The organism is Acidocella aromatica (assembly GCF_014201825.1).
In the GTDB taxonomy this organism is placed as follows: Bacteria; Pseudomonadota; Alphaproteobacteria; order Acetobacterales; family Acetobacteraceae; genus Acidocella; species Acidocella aromatica.
On record NZ_JACHFJ010000012.1, the window covers coordinates 80,799 to 99,282 of the forward strand.

Genomic DNA, 18,484 nt, shown 5'->3' on the forward strand with positions numbered 1-18,484 from the left:
AGCGCCGTATCATTTGATTCAGCGCAAACTAACGGCGGAAACCAAGGGCTCTAAACGCCAGGCGTGCGGGAGAGCAGGACCATGCGCACCAACTCGGAAAGGCTGGCGGCCCCCATCTTGGTCATCAGGTTGGCGCGGTGGACCTCCACGGTACGGGCGCTGATGCTGAGGTCGTAGGCGATGGTCTTGTTGGGGCGCCCGGCAAGGAGGCCATCCAGCACCTCACGCTCGCGCACGGTGAGGGCATTCAGCCGGGCCTCCACGGCATTGGCTTCATCGCTATGGCGGGCATCGCGCGCATAACGGTCGAACGCCGTGCGGATGGCGCTAATCATGGTCTCGTCCTGGAACGGCTTCTCGATGAAATCCACCGCCCCGGCCTTCATCGCCTCCACTGCCAGCTTCACATCGCCATGGCCGGTCATCACGATCACCGGCAGGCCAATGCGGCGGCTGATCAGCTCGCGCTGCAAATCCAGCCCCGAGAGGCCGGGCATACGTACATCCGTGACCACGCATCCGGGCTGCACGGCAACCAGCGCATCGAGGAAGGCGGTGGCGGAGGCGTAGGTGCGGATGGCAAACCCCGCGCTGGTGAGCAGGAAGGCCAGAGATTGCCGCACGGCCTCGTCATCGTCGATGAGATGCACCACGGGATCAGGCTGCATCGTCATCCATTCCGGGCCGCCCACGGCCGAACAAGGTGAAGGAGAATACCGCGCCGCCGCCCGGATTCGGCTCGGCCCAGAGCCGCCCGCCATGGGATTCGATGATGGTGCGGGAGACGGAAAGCCCCACCCCCATCCCGTAGCTCTTGGTGGTGACGAAAGGCTGGAACAGCTGCGCCAGCACCTCCGGCGCGATGCCCGGCCCGGTATCGGCCACCGAAACGCAGACCATGCCCTCGGAGGCCGGCGTGGTGGTCACCAGCATATCGCGCTGCTCGGTATCCTGCATCGCCTCCATGGCGTTGCGGATGAGGTTGAGCAGCACCTGCTGCACCTGCACCTTGTCGGCGATGACGGAACCGCAATCGGGGTCGAACGCGAAGCTGACCCGCACCCCGCTCTCGCGCGCGCCGACCAGCGCCAGGGCACTCGCCTCCTCGACCAGCTTGGGCAGGTTCTCCAGGCGCCGCTCGGTCTCGCCACGGGAGACAAATTCGCGCAGCCGCCGGATTATCTGCCCCGCCCGCAGCGCCTGCTCTGCCGCGCGCTCTATGCCATCGCCCAGCATCGTGAGGTCCGCCGCCTCGCCCCGCGCCAGCAGGCGGCGGCAGCCGTTGAGGTAAGTCGCCACGGCGGTCAGCGGCTGGTTCAGCTCATGCGCCAAAGTGGAGGCCATCTCGCCCATGGCGGTAAAGCGCGACATATGCGCCAGCTCCGCCTGCAATTCGTGCAGCCGCGCCTGGGTCTCCTGGCGCTCGGTCAGGTCGCGCACGAAGCCTGTAAAGGCGCGGCCGTCCCGTGTAGCCGTCTCGCCGATATATAGCTCCATGGGGAAGGTCGAGCCATCCTTGCGCAACCCCATCACCACGCGGCTGGCACCGATGATGCGCTTCTGCCCGGTCGTCAGATAGCGTTCGAGATAGGAATCGTGCTGCTCGGCATAAGGCGAGGGCATCAGCAGGCTGACATTGCGCCCGGCCACGTCCTCGGCCTTGTAGCCGAAGAGCCGCTCCGCCGCGCTGCTGAACGAGGAGATGATCCCGGCCGCGTCGATCACGATCATCGCGTCTGGAACGGTGGCGAGAATGGAGCGCAGATGCGCCTCACGCTCGCGCAGGGCGGCCAACGCCAAGCTGGCCAGATCCCCAGGCCCGTCCTGATCAGCGGACTGTCCTGCGTTGCTCACTTTTTTCACCCATGCGGCGTGTTGTTACCCCAGCCCTTCCACCTTAGCGCGTCCGGGCCAAAACACAACAAAATGATGGCGTTAAGTGGCGCGGCCGGGTTTAGGGGGCAACCTCTTCGTAGGCGGCGTCATGGAAGCTGATCAGCCCCTCCCCCGGCGAGACCAGCGTACCGCACCGCCCAGCCAGGATGCCCGCCAGATCCTCCGGCTTGCCAATGGCGGCGGGTTTTCCCGTCGCCCGCACAAAGGAGATGGCCGCCTGCGCCTTGGGCCGCAGCGTCCACTCGGGGAAGTTGGCGAGATGCGCGGCCAGATCCCGCGGCCCGGCGGCGGCGATCAGCCGCTGCTCCTCCCCGCCGAAATCCAGATGGAGCCCGCCAAGGTCGGAGAGCATGAGGAAGAAATCCGCCTCGGCACGCTCGGCCAGCAGCGCGCCCGCTGCATCCTTATCAACCACGGCCTCGATGCCATGCAGCTTGCCGTCGATATCCCGGCGCACCGGCACACCGCCGCCACCACCGCAGATGACGGTAACGCCCGTATTGGCCAAGCGGCGTATGGCATCGACCTCGATGATATCCACAGGCTTTGGCGCGGGCACTAAGCGGCACCAGCCATTCCCGGCTTGGCCGGTTTTCCAGCCCAGCTCCGCCGAGAGATGGTCCGCCGTATGCTTGTCGAACACCGGCCCGACCGGCGCACCGGCGGCATGGAAGGCTGGGTCATGTAAATCCACCAGCGTCTGGGTGACCATGCTGACAACCAGCGCCCCGCCCGGCAAGGCGTTGCGGATTGCCAGCTCCAGCTCATAGGCAAGCCAGCCTGTGGCCTGCGCCTGCAGCACGTCCAGCGGCATCAGCGCCTCGCGCGGGCTGTTGATCGTTTGCAGGGCCAGCAAGCCGAGTTGGGAGGCATCGCCAAAGGTGACGACCAGATGATTACCCGCCATCACCGCACCGGCCAGATGCTGCGCGACTTCGGTGATGCGTTCATGCAGAGCGGCACAGGAGAGGTGCTGGTTACGCCTCAGCAGGGCCGTGCTGCCGAGAGAAACTAAAATTCTCACGGAATTACCGTAATCTTGTTGTCTCTCTTTATCATTGATTACGGTCAAAAATATTACATCACGAAAATATTATCCCTAAAATTAAACTTCCTATTAAGCATTCAACACCCTGAGCGGGCATTCAAGGCCGCAGATAAGCCAGGAAACGCCGCTCCGCCCGGCGGAACAGGAAAATCAGCCCGAAGGACACGCAGAGATAGATCAGCGCCGCCAGACCGAAGCAGTCGAACGGATCGTAGGTGGCGGAATAGGCGTCGTTCGTGACCTTCAGGATGTCCGGCACTGTGGCGGTAAAGGCCAACGTGGTGGCGTGCAGCATCAGGATCACCTCGTTGCTGTAGGCCGGCAAGGCGCGGCGCAGGGCTGAAGGGATGATGATGCGCCGGTACAGCGTGTAGCGGGACATGCCCATGGCCAGCCCGGCATCCACCTCGCCATGCGCGGTTTCCTTGATCGCGCCGGCGAAGATCTCGGTGGTGTAGGCGCCGGTGTTCAGCGCGAAGGACAGGATGGTGCAGTTGAGGCCCTGGCGGAAGAACTCGTTGAAGGGCGGGGTGTTGTGGATGAAGCTCAACCCGTAAATGCCGGTATAGATGAGCAACAACTGCACATAGAGCGGCGTGCCCCGGAACAGGAAAGTATAGAGCCACACCGGGAACCACAGCAGCGGGCTGCGGGCGTTGCGCAGCACGGCCAGCGGGAGCGCGAGGCAGAAGCCAATGCCACAGGAAATCACCAGCAGCCACAGCGTCATGGCGAGGCCGGTCATCCGGTAGCCATCGGAATACAGCAGCGCCTGCCAATAGGTTTGGAAAATGCCGATCATAGCGCCGCCTTGCGCACGCCAACCGCGTATTTGCGCTCCAGCAGCATAAGCACGCCATTGGAGATGACGGTCAGCACCAGATAAACAAGCCCGGCGACGGAGATGAAGAAGAAGGTGCGGAAGGTCGCCTCGCCAGCCGCCTGCGCGGCCTTCACCACGTCCGACAGCCCGATCAGCGAAACCAGCGCCGTGGCCTTCAGAATCACCTGCCAGTTATTGCCGATGCCGGGCAAAGCGTAGCGCATCATCTGCGGGAACAGGATACGGCGGAACACCAGCAGCGGGCGCATTCCGTAGGCGCGCGCGGCCTCCAACTGTCCCTTGGGCACGGCGAGGAACGCGCCACGGAAGGTCTCGGTGAAATAGGCGCCGTAGATAAAGCCCAGCGTGATGACGCCGCTGGTGAAGGGATCGAGCGGGAATTCGAAATCGATGCTGTTTTGCAGCGAATCCAGCCAGTCCGAGAAATCGTTCAGCCAAATCTGCAACGAGTAGAAGATCAGCAGCATCAGCACGAGGTCTGGCACGCCACGGATAATGGTGGTGTACACAGTGCCAATGCCGCGCAGCACCCGGTGCCGCGCCAGCTTAGCCGAGGCGCCGAGCAGCCCGATGATAAAGGACAAAACCAGCGACAGCACGGACAACTCGATGGTCGTGACCGTGCCGTTGAAAATCTGCTGCCCGTACCCGGCCAGATCGAACATTCTGTTTCCCAAAGCGAAGAAGGCTCCGGCGTTTGCCGCCGGAGCCCGGTAGAAAGATTACTGCGCGGCTGGCGTGGCGCCGTAAACGTCGAAGTTGAAGTACTGCGCTTCGATCTTCTTGTAGGTGCCGTTCGCGTGGATGGCCGCGATCGCCTCGTCGATCTTCTTCAGCAGTTCCGGCTCGTCCTTGCGCACGCCAATGGCGATGTAGGAGCCGAGCACGTCCTTCGGATCGTATGTGACATTGCCGCCGAACGCGTAATCCGCGCCCTTCGGCGTCTTCAGGAAGCCGTAAGACGCCTCAACCGAATCCTGCAACGAGGCATCCAGGCGGCCGGAGAGCAAATCGGCATAAACTTGGTCCTGGCCCGGATAGGAGACCACGTTCACGCCCTGCGGCTGCCAATAGGTCTTTGCGTAAGTCTCCTGGATGGTCCCGGCTTCCACGCCCACGGTCTTGCCCTTCAGGCTCTCGGCGGTCGGCTGCAGCCCAGCGCCCTTCTTCTCGATCAGGCTGGTCGGCTCGTTATACATTTCGGAGGAGAAGTTGATCTGCTTGGCGCGCTCCGGCGTCACCGTCATCGAGGAGAGAATGGCGTCGAACTTGCGGGCCTGGAGGGCGGGGATGATGCCGTCGAAGCCCTGGCTGACGAACACGCATTTCACCTTCAGCTGGGCGCAGATGGCCTTGCCGAGGTCGATGTCGAAGCCCTGGAAATCGCCGGAGGGGGAGAGGCTCTCGAAGGGCGGATAGGTCGCGTCCACGCCGAACTTGATCTCGGTGAAAGCCTTGGCATGCGCGGCAACCGGCGCCGCAACCACACCCAACGCGCAAAGCGCGGCAAAAGCCGGCGCGAAAATCTGCTTCATCGAAGTCTCCCGTGTTGAAAGATTCACCAACGCACTCGCCGCAGCGATGTAACAATATTTAGCATTACCGGATTCACGCGCCTGGGCAAAGACGGCACGCGCAGGGCGCGGGCAACAAAAAAGCCAGGGACCGAGGCCCCTGGCTTGATATTTTGGCTGTTGCGAAGCTTACGCCCGCAGCGCCCCCGGCACACCGGCAATGGCGTGGTCGATGAGCGTGGCATCGGCCTGCACACCCAGGCCATCGCGCAGCAGTGCGGCGGAGGCTGTGGTGGCGATGTCGATGGCGGCGGCGCGAACCTCGTTCACCGCAGCGGCTTCCGCGGCCTCGATCCGCTCAACCGCCATGCGCTCGCGGCGCTTGGCAGTGGCTTCGGCCTCGGCAGCCAGGGCAGCGGCCAAGCTGGCAGCTTCCTGATGCGCGGTTTCCAGAATCTGCTTCGCGTCTTCCATCGCCTGAGCCTGTCGCGCCTTGGCATCGGCGAGGAGAACCTCGGCCTCGGCCTTCAGCTGCGCCGCCTCGGCCAGCGCGTCGCTCACGCTTTTAGCGCGAGCATCGAGCATGGAGGCGATGGCCGCCAAAATCTTGCGCCCCGCGAGGAGCGCAAAGATGGCGACAGCCACAAAGACCCAGAACGACCCGTGGGTGTAAAAAGCGCCACCGGAGAGAGCTTGGTATTCCATGGCTTATGCCGCCTTGCGCGCTGCCAGCGCTTCGTCGAGGCGCTGGGCAAGCTTATCTTCCGCGGGCTGGCTGCCCGTGAGTTTCAACAGGATGGAGCTGGCTGCCTCCGCGGCCACGGGCTTGATGGCGGCCAGGGCCGCGGCGCGGGCGGCTTCGATCCGCGCCTCGGACTCGGCGAGCTTCGCCTCCAGCTGGCCAGCCAGGGCAGCGGCCTTCGCCGCCGCATCGGCCTTGGCCTCGGCCACGGCTTTCGCCACCTCGGCCTGAGCCGCGCCACGGGCCTGTGCAATGGTCGCATTGAGCTGCGCCACCGCCTGGTCCGCCTCGAGCTTGGCCGCGCGCGCTGTGGCGAGATCCTTGGAGATCACGCCGGCGCGGTGTTCCAGCACCTTGCCGATTTCCGGCAGGCCCCAGCGCGAAAGCAGCAGATACAGCACCACGAGGATGACCGCCATCCAGCCCACCTGATCCAGCGTGAGCGGGTTGGCGAAATCCATCTGCGGCATGGTGCCCTCGGCCAGTGCGGCCGAAGGCGCCAGCGCCAGCAGGAGAGCGGTGCTAATGCGGCGCATTAGGTGAACAGGATGACCAGCGCGATGACCAGGGCGTACAGCGCGACGGCTTCCGTCAGCGCGAAGCCCAGCAGCACGTCCTTGAACATGGTGTCGCGCGCCGCCGGGTTGCGGCCAACGGAGGACACGAACGCGCCGAACAGGTTACCGATACCAACGCCGGCACCGGCGACACCGATGGTGGCGAGACCCGCGCCAACGTCCTTGGCGAGCAGAGCGGCAGACTGAGGATCCATGTAACTATTCCTTTCCGAGAAACTTTATTGGCGAAGTCTTAGTGCATATGCACGGCATCATGCTTAGTGCATGTGAACAGCATCGTGCAGATACAGGCAGGTGAGGATGGCGAACACGTAGGCCTGCAGTCCGGCCACCAGCAGCTCAAGGGCGGCAAGGGCAACGTTCAGGCTCAGCGGCACCACGGAGGCGAAGGCGCCGAGCACGCCGAAGCTCGCGGTGAGCAGCAGCATGAAGCCGGCGAACACTTCCCACATCACGTGCCCGGCGGTCATGTTTGCGAACAAACGAACCGAGAGAGAAACAGGACGCGAGAGGTAGGAGATGATCTCGATGGGCACCAGCAGCGGCAGCAGCCAAGTCGGCACGCCGGAGGGCACGAAGAACTTAAGGAACTTGAAGCCGTGCGTGTAGAACCCAACACCGGTGGAGAACACGAACACGAACAGCGCCAACGTCAGCGTGACCGCGATATGGCTGGTGAAGGCGAAGAAATAGGGGAACAGCCCCAGCAGGTTGCCCAGCAGGATGAAGCTGAAGATGGTGAACACCAGCGGGAAAAAGCGCAGGCCTTCCTCGCCGATCGTGTCCACGCACATGTTGCGCACGAACTCGTAGAGCATCTCGACCAGCGACTGCGCGCGGCCGGGCACCAGGGCCTTGCTCTTAAGGCCAAGGGCGAACACGGCCACGATGACCGCGGCGGCGCCCAGCATGGCCTCGTTGGAATTGGTGAAATTGACGGCACGGCCAAGGCTGCCAAGGCCTGTGGTGAGGCTGAATTGTCCCAGCGCGTCGATCGTCGGTCCTGCCATGTCTATCCCGTTCAGCCGCCTGTTTTTCCGCCGGACGCGCGAAGAAGATTACGCAACCCGGCCACCATACCCACTGGCACCATGAGGATCATCAGCCAGGGCGACGTATGGAAGAGCTTATCCAGCCCCCAGCCGACAACCACGGCGATGACCATCGCGGCCACCATCTCGACGCCCAGGCGCATAGCCAGCTCGATCGCGCGCCGCGCGGAACTGGCATCGCTTTCAGCCGTTTCGCGCTTGGGGCCCGCAGCAGCGTCTTCCGCCGCCTTGAGCCGCTCTTCAAACGCCGATTTATCCCGACCTTCGCTCATGCACCTGTTTTCAGCGGTTTTAACCGCTTAGACGTTGGCGGGTTGCTACCCATCCCCCCCTGCCCTGTCAAGAATACATAACGGTTTAAATGTTGTTTCATGGGTATGCCTTAAAATGTGTGGCGCGGCTGTTGACGCGGTTACGGGCCAAAAGTCAGTTTACCCTGGTGTTTCCGTAATTTTGAGGACCCGCCTTGCCCGTGGAAGTGCTGCGCGAACTGCCGCTGGACCAGATATTGCTCGGCGATGCCGGGACAATGCTGCGCATGCTGCCCGACGCGTCGGTTAACTGCATCTTTGCAGACCCGCCCTATAACCTGCAGCTGCGGGGCGAGCTTCGCCGCCCGGATGACAGCCTGGTGGACGGGGTGGACGAGGATTGGGACCGGTTCTCCGATTTCGCCGCCTATGACGCCTTTACCCGCGATTGGCTGGCCGAGTGCCACCGCATCCTGCTCAAGGATGGTACAATTTGGGTCATCGGCTCCTACCATAATATCTTCCGCATCGGCGCGATGATGCAGGATATGGGGTTCTGGATCCTCAACGACGTGATCTGGCGCAAGACCAACCCGATGCCGAATTTCCGCGGACGGCGCTTCACCAACGCGCATGAGACGATGATCTGGGCGGCCAAGAGCCCGCAGAGCCGCTACAAGTTCAACTATCAGGCCATGAAGGCGCTGAACGACGATTTGCAGATGCGCTCCGACTGGACGCTGCCACTCTGCACCGGCGGCGAGCGGCTAAAGAACACGCATGGGCTGAAATTGCATCCCACCCAGAAGCCGGAAGCGTTGCTGCACCGCGTCATCATGGCCTCGACCAGCCCGGGGGACATCATTGTCGATCCGTTCCTGGGCACCGGTACCACGGCGGCGGTGGCCAAGCGGCTGCACCGGCATTTCATCGGCATCGAGCGCCACCCGGCCTATGTAGAGGCCGCCTGGGGCCGGCTGAAGGCCGAGCGGCAGGCGCCCAAGAGCGCCGTCGTCGCCCCGCCCAGCGGGCGCGAGGCACCGCGCATCGCCTTCGGCAGCTTCGTGGAGCGCGGGATCATCCGCCCCGGCACGCCGGTGATGGACAAGCAGCGCCGCTTCGGCGCGGAAGTCACGGCGGAGGGACAGCTCGTCTCCGGCCAGCATCGCGGCTCCATCCATCAGGTGGGCGCGGCCGTTCAGAACGCCCCCTCCTGCAATGGCTGGACGTTCTGGCATTTCGAGCGCGAGGGCGCGCTGGTGCCGCTGGACGTGCTGCGGAAAGAAACGCCCGAGGCTTAGAGGCTGTTTGCAAGGTCTACTCTGGCGGCCGTCAGAGCGACAGCTTTTCAAACAGCCGCTTAAGCCTCGGCCGCCACCCCCAGCCGCTTGCGCAAGGCCTTGCTTTCCGGCCCGGCGACATCCGAGAGCTTGTATTTGTCCAGCACGCCGAGCAGCGCATCCTGCGCCTCATCGACGATGGATTGGAGCCGGCAGATGCCGCCAATGGCGCAATATTCCCCGGCCTGACACTCGACCAGCGCCAGTTCCGGCTCCAGGGCGCGCACCGTATCGCCCAGCCCTATCTCGGAGGCCGGGCGGGCGAGGCGCATACCGCCATTGCGGCCCCGAATCGTCTCGATCAGCCCCGCCTGGCCGAGCTTGTGCACGACCTTGGTCATGTGGCTCTCGGAAATCTGGTAGGCCTGGGAGATCTCGGCGATCATGCCCAGCTTCTCGGGCCGCAGGGCCAGATAGATGAGGGTTCTGAGACCGTAATCAGTAAAGCGCGTGAGGTGCATGGCGCACTTTAGCGCCACCGGGGACTAGCCTCAACTCTGCACTCGCTCAGCGTAGATCTGCGCCTCCGGCACAGCGCGCTCCCGCGCCACGGCGATGACGGCATCCAGCATCTTCGGCGGACCGCAGACGTATATGTCCGGGCTCTCGGCGGCCTCCGCCAGATGCACCTCCAGCGCCTGCGCCGCCGTGCCGGTAAAACCAGCCCAGCCAGGGGCTGGGTGCCAGACGCTGAGCGTGACTCCCAGTTGCGGTAAAGTGGCTCGCAACTCGTCGAGTTCCACCGTCAGCAACTCATCCTCGCGGTTGGCGCCGTAGATGAGATGCACCGGCGTGGAATCCTGGAACTCCGCCATGTGGCGCAGCATGGAGAGAATCGGCGCCATGCCGCAGCCGCCGCCGACCAGGCAGCGCGGACGGGGGCTGGATTCGTCCAGCACGAAATGGCCGAGCGGGCCGCGTACGGTCAGCGCATCGCCCACCGCCGCGCGCTCGCCCAGCCAGGTGGAAAACGCCCCGCCCGGCAGCAGGCGGATAATGAAGTCGAGCCGCCCGTCCCAGTTCGGCAGATTGGCGAGCGAATAGGCGCGGCGGATATCCGTGCCGGGGATCGCCAGCTCCATGTACTGGCCGGGAACGAAATCCGCCCCTACCCCCGCTGCCGCATCCGGCTTCAGCCGCAATGTCAGCGCCACCGCGCCCGCACCAGCCGGGCCCATGGCCTCAATGACCGCCTCGCGCACCGGAATTTGGTGACGGCCCACCTGGGCGTCGGTGCAGGGAAGCTGCACGGTCAGGTCGCCTTGCGGCAGGCAGCGGCAGAGCAGCACGCCCCCCGGCCCGGCGGGCAGCGCCGAGGCGGTGTGCGGGCCCATTTCGTAGCCGCCCTCCAGCACATGGGCCTGACACAGCCCGCAACTGCCTTCGTGGCACATGGCGGGCGGATACAGCCCCGCCGCCTCGGCCGCCGCCAGCACGTTCTGGCCTTCGGCACAGGAAAACGCCAACCGCGCCTCGTCGCGCGTCACCAATGTCACGGTCATCGAACTTATCCTCAGCAGAAATAAGGCGGCCCAGACTTGCCGGGCCGCCCCAAGGGCTTACGCCGCCTGACGGTTCAGGGAGGCGGCGATGTCCGCCTCGGCGGTGGTAACCGGCAGCACGCCGAACTTCTCCACCAGCACGTTCAGCAATGCGGGCGTGAGGAAGGCGGGCAGGCTCGGCCCGAGGCGCACATTGCGCACGCCCAGCGCCAGCAGGGTCAGCAGCACAGCGGCGGCCTTCTGCTCGAACCAGGAGACGACCAGCGAGAGCGGCAGGTCGTTCACCCCGCATTCAAAGGCATTGGCCAGGGCCAAGGCGATCTGAATGGCGGAGTAGGTGTCGTTGCACTGGCCGATATCGAGCAGACGCGGCAGGCCGCCGATGGTGCCGAAATCATGCTTGTTGAAGCGGTACTTGCCGCAGCCCAGCGTCAGCACCACCGAATCCTTCGGCGCGTGGTCCGCGAAGTCGGTGTAGTAGTTGCGGCCCGGGGCAGCGCCGTCGCACCCGCCGATGAGGAAGAAGTGCTTGATCGCCCCGCTCTTCACGGCATCCACCACCGTACCCGCCACGCCCAGCACGGTATCACGCGCGAAGCCGACAAGAATGGTCTGCTCCGGCGCGGTCTCGGCGAAGCCCGGCGAGGCCAGGGCCGCCTGGACCACTTGGGCGTAGTCGTCGTTCTTGATGTGGCGGATGCCCGGCCAGCCCACCGGCCCGGCGGTGAAGATGCGGTTGCGGTAGCTGGGCTGCGGTTCGATCAGGCAGTTCGAGGTCATCACGATCGGGCCGGGGAAAGCCGCGAACTCGGCCTGCTGGTTCTGCCACGCGCCGCCATAATTGCCCACGAGATGCGGGTAGGCGTGCAGCTTGGGGTAACCATGGGCGGGCAGCACCTCGCCATGGGTATAGACGTTGATGCCCTTGTCCTTGGTGGCTTCCAGGATGTTGTGCAGGTCGCGCAGGTCATGGCCGGAAACCAGGATGGCCTTGCCCGCCACCGGGGTGGTGCGCACGGCGGTGGGCACGGGCGCGCCGAAATTGCCGGTATTGGCGGCGTCCAGCGCCTCCATCACGGTAAAGTTCAGGCGGCCGAGGGCCAGCGCCTCTTCCAGCAGGGCATTGATGTCCACCGGCTCGGTGGCCAGGAAGTCCAGCGCATGGGCGATACCGGCGTAGATCTCTTCCCGCGCCTGGCCCAGAACCTCGGCATGATGGGCATAGGCGGCGACGCCCTTCAGCCCGTACAGGATCAGCGAACGCAGGCCGACAACATCCTCGCCCACCACTTCAACGCCAGCGCGCACCGAAGCGATTTGCGCCTGGGCCAGCAGACCGGGAAGCGAATCCGCCGGGGCGAACCGCGCCGGGCCACTGAGCTGCCCCGGCACCTTGCCCGCCTTCACCGCGGCGGCCTCATAGGCATCGCGCAGACGATCGCGGATCCGCGCCGCCTCGGCGATCAGCTCCTGAAACACCGCGCGGTTGAAGTTCACGTTGGTGAGGGTGGTGAACAGGCCGTACATAATGAAGCTGTCCGCCGCTTGGTCCAGCTGGCCGAGCTTGTGCAGCCGCGCGCTGTACTGGCCTAGGCCCTTGAGCTGATAGATCAGCACGTCCTGCAGATCGGCGGTGGTTTCGTCCTTGCCGCACACCCCCTTGGCGGTGTGGCACCCGGCAATGCCGTCGGTACGGGAGGTCTGTTCACACTGGAAGCAAAACATATGGTTCATTCCTGAAAATGGTGGCCCTGACGCGGCGAGGCCTCCGACCGCATAAGGTGAATTGCATCTGAACCTTTGTTTGCAGGCCGTCCTTGACATGGATCAAAGGTTAGGAAAACCCTGGACATCAATCCTTGACCTGAATCGCGCCGCCTGCTTATCGGACTCATAAAATGCCCCTTTATTTTCCAAAAACGCTTGCCAGCAGGCTGAAGTTTTTGAACCGCTCGCGGGCGTGGCGGCAGGGGCTGCCCCCTTGCCGGTAAACGCCGCCGCCCCGGCGCTGCCGCAGCTTCGCATTCGCGGGCGCAGTTTCATGTGCCTGATTCTGGCTCCCGAGCCGCCGCTCGAAGCCTGGTTCACAGCGCTCGACGAACAGCTCCGCCGCGCGGCCAGCTACTTTGTGAACAAGCCCATCGTAATCAATCTGGCCGTGGCGCAGGAGGCCGGGGGCAAGCTGGACGAAATCGTCTCGGCACTGGAGGCACGCGGACTTTATATTATCGCCGTGGAAGGGCTGAGCGCCGACGAACTGACCGGCACGCGCTGGGCCGGGCTGCCGGATCTGCGCCAAAAGCCGCAGGACCGCGAGGATGTGGGCGGCAAGCTCATCGAAATCCCCGACGACCCGCTCCCCGCCCCCTCCGTCCCAGCTGTCACCTCCTTGCTCATCGACCGCCCGGTCCGCTCCGGCCAGTCGATCATCTTCGAGGACGGAGACGTCACCATCATCGGCCCGGTCTCCTCGGGGGCCGAGGTCATCGCGGGCGGGTCCATTCATATCTATGGCGCGCTGCGGGGCCGGGCCATCGCCGGGCTGCGGGCCGGGGCCAATGCGCGGATCTTCTGCCATAAATTCGGCGCGGAACTCGTGGCCATCGACGGTGTTTACGACACGCCCGAAAGCTGGAGCGAAGCCTTTAATAATCGCGCGGCGCAGGTCCGACTCGAGGGCGGCGTGCTTAACATTGCACCCCTGGCATGAACGCGCCGGACAATCAGGAAGGAGCTGTAAATCGCATGTCGAAAGTTGTTGTGGTCACCTCGGGCAAGGGCGGTGTCGGCAAGACCACGACCAGCGCCTCTCTCGGCGCGGCTCTGGCCCAGGCCGGCCAGAATGTCGTGGTCGTGGATTTCGACGTCGGCCTGCGTAACCTCGACCTCGTGCTCGGCGCCGAGCGCCGCGTGGTGTTCGACCTTGTGAACGTCGTGCAGGGTGACGCCAAGCTGGCCCAGGCGCTGATCAAGGACAAGCGGGTGGACACGCTCTCGCTCCTCGCCGCCTCGCAGACCCGCGACAAGGACGCGCTGACCGAGGAAGGCGTGAAATCCGTCATCGACGAGCTGCGCACGAAGTTCGACTGGATCATCTGCGACAGCCCGGCGGGCATCGAGAAGGGCGCGATGCTGGCCATGCGCTTCGCCGATGTCGCGGTGGTGGTGACCAACCCGGAAGTCTCCTCGGTGCGCGATTCCGACCGTATCATCGGCATGCTCGACTCCAAGACCGTGCGCGCGGAAAACGGCGAGACCTTCGAGAAGCACCTGATGCTGACCCGCTACAACCCGGCCCGCGCCGCCAAGGGCGAGATGCTGGGTGTGGACGACGTGCTGGAAATCCTGGCCATTCCGCTGCTCGGCATCGTGCCGGAAAGCCCGGACGTGCTGAACGCCTCCAATCTCGGCTGCCCGGTGACGCTCCACAACCCCGCCTCCACCGCCGCCAAGGCCTATGCCGACGCCGCCAAGCGCCTACTCGGCGAGACGGTGGAGATCACCACCCCGGCGCTGGAGAAGCAGGGCCTGCTCGGCCGGTTGTTCGGCCGGAAGGCGGTGGCATGAGCATCTTCGACATCTTCACCCGCAAGCGCTCCGCCCCGGTTGCGCGCGAACGCCTGCAATTGCTGCTGGCGCATGAGCGCGCCCTGACCGGGCGGGCCGACCTCGCGGCCATCCTCCAGGAGGAAATCCTGGCGGTCATCGCCAAGCACATCGCCATCGACCGCGAGAAGGTGAACGTGAAGCTCGACCGCAGCGATCAGGTCTCCACCCTCGAGATTGACATTGAGATGCCGCAGAGCGTGGTAAAGGCGAAGGCGAGCTGACAGCCTCGGCATAGGGGGGCTGCGTTGGCTCCCCTTCCCCGCCCGCCCAAAATTTGCCACATTCGGCGCATCATGCGCCTGCACGCCTCCTGTGCCGCCCGGCAAATGCCGGATGGTGACGATGCCTTATTGCTGCTCGGCCCTGCCGGGACGGGCAAGTCTGACCTGTTGCTGCGCCTGATCGACCGCGGCTTTGCCTTGGTGGCCGATGACCAGGTGCTGGTGGAAAACGGCATCGCCCGCGCTCCCGAATCACTCGCCGGACTGCTGGAAGTCCGCGGCCTCGGCATTTTCCGCCTGCCTTATTTGCCCCAGGCCCGGCTGCGCCTCGTCATCCTGCTTGGCGTGCAGCCGGAGCGCTTGCCCTCCCCCCGCTGCCATGCGGTGCTGGACCTGCCCGAGATCACCCTCGACCCAGCCCTGGCCTCCGCACCCGAACGCGCCGCCCTGGCGCTCGAAGCCGCCTGCGGGCGCATTACCCAGCTTGTGGGCGCCTTCAGCGCATGAACTCCCAACCGCCCAAGTTGCAGATCGTGCTCGTCACCGGGCTGTCTGGCGCGGGCAAGCAATCAATTTTACGTGTTCTGGAGGATCTCGGTTTCGAGACCGTGGACAATCCGCCGCTCGACACGCTGGTCACTCTGGCCACGCGGGCGGAGAAGAACCTCGCCATCGGCGTCGATGCCCGTTCGCGCGGTTTCGCGGCGGAGGCGGTGCTGGATGCGCTGTATCAGCTTCGCCAGCATGCCAATCTCAGCCCGTCTCTCATCTTCGCCACCGCCAACGAGGACTCGCTCCTGCGCCGCTACTCGGAGACGCGCCGCCGCCACCCGCTGGCGCAATCGGGCGCCATTGCCGAGGGCATCGCGCTGGAACGCCAGCTCACCGCACCGCTGGCCCGCGCCGCCGACTGGCTGGTGGATACCTCGCGCCTGCCTTTGCCCCGGCTGCGCGCGCTCATCGAGCAGCATTTCGGCGAAACCTCGCCGGGCATGGTCATCTCGCTTATGTCCTTCGCCTATCCGGGCGGGTTGCCACCGGAGGCCGATCTGGTGTTCGATGCCCGATTCCTGCGCAATCCGCATTACGACCCCGCCTTGCGCCCCCTCTGCGGCCGTGACCCCGAGGTGGGAAATTTCATCGAGCAAGACCCTGATTTTTCGACATACTTCCAAAAAGTCGCGGATATCGTTGAATTTTTACTTCCACGCTTCGTGCAAGAAGGAAAAAAATATGCAACGATATGTATCGGATGTACCGGCGGACAACATAGATCTGTTTACATGATCGAAAAACTTAGCACCCATCTGGCCAATCTCGGCTGGCGCGTCGGCGTTACGCATCGCGAGGCCGCCCGCTTCGCGACGGCCAGCGCGACGCCGGAAATATCGGCGAAGGAATGAGCCTCTCCACATGATCGGTATGGTCCTTGTTACCCATGGAACGCTTGCCACCGCGCTGCGCGAAGCCATGGAGCATGTTGTCGGCAAGCAAAAGAATCTTGCCACCGTCTGTATTGAATCAGACGCGGAATTCGAGGGCCAGCGGGCGGAAATCGCCCAGCGCATGGCGGAGGTGAACACCGGAGACGGCGTGATCCTGCTCACCGATATGTTCGGTGGCACACCCAGCAACCTCGCCATGTCGATGGCCGCGCAACCAGGGGTGGAAATAATCGGCGGCGTGAACCTGCCCATGCTGGTGAAGCTGGCTAAGATCCGCGGCCAGGAAACCCTGACCGAGGCCGTGGCCCATGCCGAGGCCGCTGGAAAGAAGTACATCTGCAACGGACACGAACTGCAGGCCCCCGCCTGCCGCGCCGCGGAGTAACGGCCATGAGTGGCGCGATGATTTCCGTCGATGTCGGTATCGTCAACAAGCGCGGCCTGCACGCTCGGGCGGCTGCCAAGCTCGTGAATCTGGCCGAACAGTTTTCCGCCAGCGTGGAGGTTTCCAAGGACGGGCAATCCGTCTCAGCGCGGTCCATCATGGGTTTAATGATGCTGGGGGCTGGCATCGGCAGCACGGTGCGCCTCTCGGCCGAGGGGTTCGACGCGAAGGAAGCGCTTGATGCCATCGCCGCGCTGATCGAGGCCGGCTTCCATGAAACAGACTAGGCGCGGCAAGGAACAAACCTTCACCGGCCATCCGGTCTCCCCTGGCATCGGCATCGGCCCGGTGCATGAGGCGCTGGAGCCGGATCTTGTCGTTTCCACCAAGAAACTCACCGCCGCCGAGGTCGCGCCCGAACTGACACGGCTGGAAGAGGCTGTTTCCCGCTCGCGCCACCAGTTGCAGAAGCTGAAGAACCGGCTGGCCGTCCTGCCTGAGGATTCGCAGGCGGAAATCTCGCCGCTGATGGATGTGTATCTGCACATGCTCGGCCCCTCGCGGCTGATGCGCGGAATCAAGGCGCGAATCCAGGAGAAGCACCTCTGCCCCGAGGCGGCGGTGCATGAAGAGGCGGAAGCCCAGGCCGAGGCGATTCTGGCCCAGCCGGGGGAGGACAAGGCCGGGCGCAACCGCCGCGCCGAGGAAGTGCGCGAGCTGGGACGCCGAATCCTGCGTAATCTCACCCGCCAGCCTTTCCGCAGCTTCACGGCCCTGCCCCAGGGCAGCGTGCTGGCGGCGGAGGATCTGCGCCCCGCCGATGCCGCGCTGATTCAGCCCACGCGCTTCGCGGGCATCATGACCACCGAAGGCGGGGTGGAGGGCCATACGGCGGTGATGCTGCGCGCCCTCGGCCTGCCCGCTGTGCTGGGGGCGGACGGTGTGCTGGACGCCGCCCAACCGGGCAGCCTCGTCATCGTGGACGGCGACACGGGCGAGATCATCCTCAACCCGACCAAGGCCAGCCTGGAGGCGGCGCGCAAGAAGCTCTCGGCCCAGGCCCGCGCCCGCCGTGCGTTGGCCCGGCTGCAACGCCTGCCCGCCACCACCAAAGACGGCACGCCCGTGGAGTTGCAGGCCAATCTGGAACTGCCTTTCGAGCTGGCGATGATCGCCGAGTCGGGCGCGCATGGCATCGGGTTGCTGCGCTCGGAGTTCATGTTCATGAACCGCGAGGTGGCGCCCGACGAGGATACCCAGGCGCGCATCTACCAGGACATAGTGGAAGCCATGGATGGCGACCCGGTGACCATCCGCGTGCTGGACTGGGGTTCGGACAAGGAAGTGGAAGCCCTCTCGCGCTATCTGCCGGAAACGCCCGAGGCCAACCCGGCGCTGGGGCTGCGGGGCATCCGCCTGCTGCTGCGCTACCCGGCGCTGCTGGAAACCCAGCTCGCCGCCATTCTGCGCGCCGCCGCACACGGGCCGGTGCGGATCATGCTGCCCATGGTCAGTGTCGCCGCCGAGGTTCAGGCGGCGCGGGAGGTGCTCATCCGCGTCTGGCGGCGGTTGAAGCGGCGCAAGAACATCACTTTGCCCGACAGCTTGCCGCCGCTCGGAATCATGGTGGAAACCCCGGCGGCTGCCCTGGCCTCGCCGGTGCTGGCGCAACATGCGGATTTCTTCTCCATCGGCACCAACGATCTCACCATGTACACCCTGGCGGCGGATCGCAGCCTGCCCGCCGGGATGAAACTCTACGACCCGCTGGAACCGGCGGTGCTGCGGCTCATCCACCTCACCTCCAGCTTCGCGGCGCAGGTGGGCATCCAGGTTTCCGTGTGCGGCGAGCTGGCCGGACGGCCCCATGCGGCGCCACTGCTCCTGGGCCTGGGCATCCGCCAGCTTTCCATGCACGGCAACACCGTGCCGCTGGTGAAAAAGGCGATCCGCGCCAGCAGCCTCGCCGCCTGCCAGCGCTTGGCCGCCGACGCGCTGGCCGCACCCTCGGCCGACGCGGTGCGCGCCCTGCTGGCCGACGCCGAAGCATAACGCGC

At 64.8% G+C, this 18,484-nt stretch carries 23 protein-coding genes; 9 read left to right on the plus strand and 14 right to left on the minus strand.

Annotation, left to right across the window (positions count from 1 at the left end):
* Nucleotides 1-50 precede the first annotated feature (50 nt).
* The 11 genes from fixJ to HNP71_RS11935 all read right to left on the minus strand — a co-directional run bounded on the left by fixJ (nt 51) and on the right by HNP71_RS11935 (nt 7,946).
* Nucleotides 51-668, minus strand: a complete 618-nt coding sequence (fixJ, locus tag HNP71_RS11885) for a response regulator FixJ (protein ID WP_183267147.1) — start codon at nt 666-668, stop codon at nt 51-53.
* On the minus strand, nt 658-1,854 hold the full coding sequence (locus HNP71_RS11890; RefSeq protein ID WP_343062403.1) for a sensor histidine kinase: 1,197 nt from the start codon (nt 1,852-1,854) through the stop codon (nt 658-660). The genes fixJ and HNP71_RS11890 overlap by 11 nt, the downstream gene beginning before the upstream one ends.
* Before the next feature lie 100 nt (nt 1,855-1,954).
* Nucleotides 1,955-2,920: an amino acid kinase family protein gene (locus HNP71_RS11895; protein ID WP_183267148.1), complete on the minus strand. Its 966-nt coding sequence runs from the start codon at nt 2,918-2,920 to the stop codon at nt 1,955-1,957.
* A 121-nt stretch (nt 2,921-3,041) separates the two neighbouring features.
* The gene (locus tag HNP71_RS11900) at nt 3,042-3,746 is read right to left on the minus strand and encodes an ABC transporter permease (protein ID WP_183267149.1); all 705 of its coding nucleotides are present in this window, start codon (nt 3,744-3,746) and stop codon (nt 3,042-3,044) included.
* The gene (locus HNP71_RS11905) at nt 3,743-4,453 is read right to left on the minus strand and encodes an ABC transporter permease (RefSeq protein WP_183267150.1); all 711 of its coding nucleotides are present in this window, start codon (nt 4,451-4,453) and stop codon (nt 3,743-3,745) included. The genes HNP71_RS11900 and HNP71_RS11905 overlap by 4 nt, the downstream gene beginning before the upstream one ends.
* A 57-nt stretch (nt 4,454-4,510) precedes the next feature.
* The gene (locus HNP71_RS11910) at nt 4,511-5,323 is read right to left on the minus strand and encodes an ABC transporter substrate-binding protein (protein ID WP_183267151.1); all 813 of its coding nucleotides are present in this window, start codon (nt 5,321-5,323) and stop codon (nt 4,511-4,513) included.
* Nucleotides 5,324-5,491: 168 nt separating this feature from the next.
* On the minus strand, nt 5,492-6,007 hold the full coding sequence (locus HNP71_RS11915; RefSeq protein ID WP_183267152.1) for a F0F1 ATP synthase subunit B family protein: 516 nt from the start codon (nt 6,005-6,007) through the stop codon (nt 5,492-5,494).
* 3 nt (nt 6,008-6,010) lie between these two features.
* Nucleotides 6,011-6,580, minus strand: a complete 570-nt coding sequence (locus HNP71_RS11920; protein ID WP_183267153.1) for a F0F1 ATP synthase subunit B family protein — start codon at nt 6,578-6,580, stop codon at nt 6,011-6,013.
* On the minus strand, nt 6,580-6,816 hold the full coding sequence (locus HNP71_RS11925) for an ATP synthase subunit C family protein (RefSeq protein ID WP_183267154.1): 237 nt from the start codon (nt 6,814-6,816) through the stop codon (nt 6,580-6,582). Before HNP71_RS11925 ends, HNP71_RS11920 begins: the two co-directional genes overlap by 1 nt.
* A gap of 63 nt (nt 6,817-6,879) precedes the next feature.
* Nucleotides 6,880-7,632 carry a F0F1 ATP synthase subunit A gene (locus HNP71_RS11930; RefSeq protein ID WP_183267155.1) on the minus strand — a complete coding sequence of 251 codons (753 nt, stop codon included), beginning with the start codon at nt 7,630-7,632 and terminating at the stop codon, nt 6,880-6,882.
* An 11-nt stretch (nt 7,633-7,643) separates the two neighbouring features.
* Nucleotides 7,644-7,946, minus strand: a complete 303-nt coding sequence (locus HNP71_RS11935) for an AtpZ/AtpI family protein (protein ID WP_183267156.1) — start codon at nt 7,944-7,946, stop codon at nt 7,644-7,646.
* A gap of 257 nt (nt 7,947-8,203) precedes the next feature.
* Here HNP71_RS11935 and HNP71_RS11940 point away from each other — a divergent pair, with 257 nt between their 5' ends.
* Nucleotides 8,204-9,226: a site-specific DNA-methyltransferase gene (locus tag HNP71_RS11940; RefSeq protein WP_183267185.1), complete on the plus strand. Its 1,023-nt coding sequence runs from the start codon at nt 8,204-8,206 to the stop codon at nt 9,224-9,226.
* Nucleotides 9,227-9,285: 59 nt separating this feature from the next.
* On the opposite strand, the gene HNP71_RS11945 is transcribed toward HNP71_RS11940, so the two are convergent.
* The 3 genes from HNP71_RS11945 to hcp are packed head-to-tail and all read right to left on the minus strand — an operon-like array spanning nt 9,286 to nt 12,492.
* Entirely contained in the window at nt 9,286-9,726 is a 441-nt protein-coding gene (locus HNP71_RS11945; RefSeq protein WP_183267157.1) for an Rrf2 family transcriptional regulator, read from the minus strand.
* A 30-nt stretch (nt 9,727-9,756) separates the two neighbouring features.
* Nucleotides 9,757-10,767 carry an FAD-binding oxidoreductase gene (locus HNP71_RS11950; RefSeq protein WP_183267158.1) on the minus strand — a complete coding sequence of 337 codons (1,011 nt, stop codon included), beginning with the start codon at nt 10,765-10,767 and terminating at the stop codon, nt 9,757-9,759.
* A 57-nt stretch (nt 10,768-10,824) separates the two neighbouring features.
* A complete protein-coding gene (gene hcp / locus HNP71_RS11955) occupies nt 10,825-12,492 on the minus strand; it encodes a hydroxylamine reductase (protein WP_183267159.1) in 1,668 nt (555 codons plus the stop codon).
* Nucleotides 12,493-12,748: 256 nt separating this feature from the next.
* Between hcp and minC the strand changes: the two genes are divergently transcribed.
* From minC to ptsP, 8 genes are all read left to right on the plus strand, one after another.
* A complete protein-coding gene (minC, locus tag HNP71_RS11960; RefSeq protein WP_221246844.1) occupies nt 12,749-13,477 on the plus strand; it encodes a septum site-determining protein MinC in 729 nt (242 codons plus the stop codon).
* 35 nt (nt 13,478-13,512) lie between these two features.
* Nucleotides 13,513-14,334 carry a septum site-determining protein MinD gene (gene minD / locus HNP71_RS11965; protein WP_183267160.1) on the plus strand — a complete coding sequence of 274 codons (822 nt, stop codon included), beginning with the start codon at nt 13,513-13,515 and terminating at the stop codon, nt 14,332-14,334.
* Nucleotides 14,331-14,597 carry a cell division topological specificity factor MinE gene (minE, locus tag HNP71_RS11970; protein WP_183267161.1) on the plus strand — a complete coding sequence of 89 codons (267 nt, stop codon included), beginning with the start codon at nt 14,331-14,333 and terminating at the stop codon, nt 14,595-14,597. Before minD ends, minE begins: the two co-directional genes overlap by 4 nt.
* A gap of 72 nt (nt 14,598-14,669) precedes the next feature.
* Complete coding sequence (locus HNP71_RS11975) at nt 14,670-15,104, plus strand: HPr kinase/phosphorylase (RefSeq protein WP_183267162.1); 435 nt, start codon at nt 14,670-14,672, stop codon at nt 15,102-15,104.
* Nucleotides 15,101-16,000: an RNase adapter RapZ gene (rapZ, locus tag HNP71_RS11980; protein ID WP_183267163.1), complete on the plus strand. Its 900-nt coding sequence runs from the start codon at nt 15,101-15,103 to the stop codon at nt 15,998-16,000. The genes HNP71_RS11975 and rapZ overlap by 4 nt, the downstream gene beginning before the upstream one ends.
* Nucleotides 16,001-16,010: 10 nt before the next feature.
* Nucleotides 16,011-16,427: a PTS sugar transporter subunit IIA gene (locus tag HNP71_RS11985; RefSeq protein ID WP_183267164.1), complete on the plus strand. Its 417-nt coding sequence runs from the start codon at nt 16,011-16,013 to the stop codon at nt 16,425-16,427.
* A gap of 5 nt (nt 16,428-16,432) precedes the next feature.
* Nucleotides 16,433-16,714 carry an HPr family phosphocarrier protein gene (locus HNP71_RS11990; protein WP_183267165.1) on the plus strand — a complete coding sequence of 94 codons (282 nt, stop codon included), beginning with the start codon at nt 16,433-16,435 and terminating at the stop codon, nt 16,712-16,714.
* A complete protein-coding gene (gene ptsP, locus HNP71_RS11995) occupies nt 16,701-18,479 on the plus strand; it encodes a phosphoenolpyruvate--protein phosphotransferase (RefSeq protein ID WP_183267166.1) in 1,779 nt (592 codons plus the stop codon). The genes HNP71_RS11990 and ptsP overlap by 14 nt, the downstream gene beginning before the upstream one ends.
* The last annotated feature ends 5 nt before the right edge of the window (nt 18,480-18,484 follow it).

What these genes read in the sequence shown, in the direction of transcription:
- fixJ (WP_183267147.1), bottom strand. Translation starts at nt 668, where the DNA reads ATGCAGCCTGATCCCGTGGTGCATCTCATCGACGATGACGAGGCCGTG.
- HNP71_RS11900 (WP_183267149.1), bottom strand. Translation starts at nt 3,746, where the DNA reads ATGATCGGCATTTTCCAAACCTATTGGCAGGCGCTGCTGTATTCCGAT.
- HNP71_RS11905 (WP_183267150.1), bottom strand. Translation starts at nt 4,453, where the DNA reads ATGTTCGATCTGGCCGGGTACGGGCAGCAGATTTTCAACGGCACGGTC.
- HNP71_RS11910 (WP_183267151.1), bottom strand. Translation starts at nt 5,323, where the DNA reads ATGAAGCAGATTTTCGCGCCGGCTTTTGCCGCGCTTTGCGCGTTGGGT.
- HNP71_RS11915 (WP_183267152.1), bottom strand. Translation starts at nt 6,007, where the DNA reads ATGGAATACCAAGCTCTCTCCGGTGGCGCTTTTTACACCCACGGGTCG.
- HNP71_RS11920 (WP_183267153.1), bottom strand. Translation starts at nt 6,580, where the DNA reads ATGCGCCGCATTAGCACCGCTCTCCTGCTGGCGCTGGCGCCTTCGGCC.
- HNP71_RS11925 (WP_183267154.1), bottom strand. Translation starts at nt 6,816, where the DNA reads ATGGATCCTCAGTCTGCCGCTCTGCTCGCCAAGGACGTTGGCGCGGGT.
- HNP71_RS11930 (WP_183267155.1), bottom strand. Translation starts at nt 7,632, where the DNA reads ATGGCAGGACCGACGATCGACGCGCTGGGACAATTCAGCCTCACCACA.
- HNP71_RS11935 (WP_183267156.1), bottom strand. Translation starts at nt 7,946, where the DNA reads ATGAGCGAAGGTCGGGATAAATCGGCGTTTGAAGAGCGGCTCAAGGCG.
- HNP71_RS11940 (WP_183267185.1), top strand. Translation starts at nt 8,204, where the DNA reads ATGCTGCGCATGCTGCCCGACGCGTCGGTTAACTGCATCTTTGCAGAC.
- HNP71_RS11945 (WP_183267157.1), bottom strand. Translation starts at nt 9,726, where the DNA reads ATGCACCTCACGCGCTTTACTGATTACGGTCTCAGAACCCTCATCTAT.
- HNP71_RS11950 (WP_183267158.1), bottom strand. Translation starts at nt 10,767, where the DNA reads ATGACCGTGACATTGGTGACGCGCGACGAGGCGCGGTTGGCGTTTTCC.
- hcp (WP_183267159.1), bottom strand. Translation starts at nt 12,492, where the DNA reads ATGTTTTGCTTCCAGTGTGAACAGACCTCCCGTACCGACGGCATTGCC.
- minD (WP_183267160.1), top strand. Translation starts at nt 13,513, where the DNA reads ATGTCGAAAGTTGTTGTGGTCACCTCGGGCAAGGGCGGTGTCGGCAAG.
- minE (WP_183267161.1), top strand. Translation starts at nt 14,331, where the DNA reads ATGAGCATCTTCGACATCTTCACCCGCAAGCGCTCCGCCCCGGTTGCG.
- HNP71_RS11975 (WP_183267162.1), top strand. Translation starts at nt 14,670, where the DNA reads ATGCGCCTGCACGCCTCCTGTGCCGCCCGGCAAATGCCGGATGGTGAC.
- rapZ (WP_183267163.1), top strand. Translation starts at nt 15,101, where the DNA reads ATGAACTCCCAACCGCCCAAGTTGCAGATCGTGCTCGTCACCGGGCTG.
- HNP71_RS11985 (WP_183267164.1), top strand. Translation starts at nt 16,011, where the DNA reads ATGATCGGTATGGTCCTTGTTACCCATGGAACGCTTGCCACCGCGCTG.
- HNP71_RS11990 (WP_183267165.1), top strand. Translation starts at nt 16,433, where the DNA reads ATGAGTGGCGCGATGATTTCCGTCGATGTCGGTATCGTCAACAAGCGC.
- ptsP (WP_183267166.1), top strand. Translation starts at nt 16,701, where the DNA reads ATGAAACAGACTAGGCGCGGCAAGGAACAAACCTTCACCGGCCATCCG.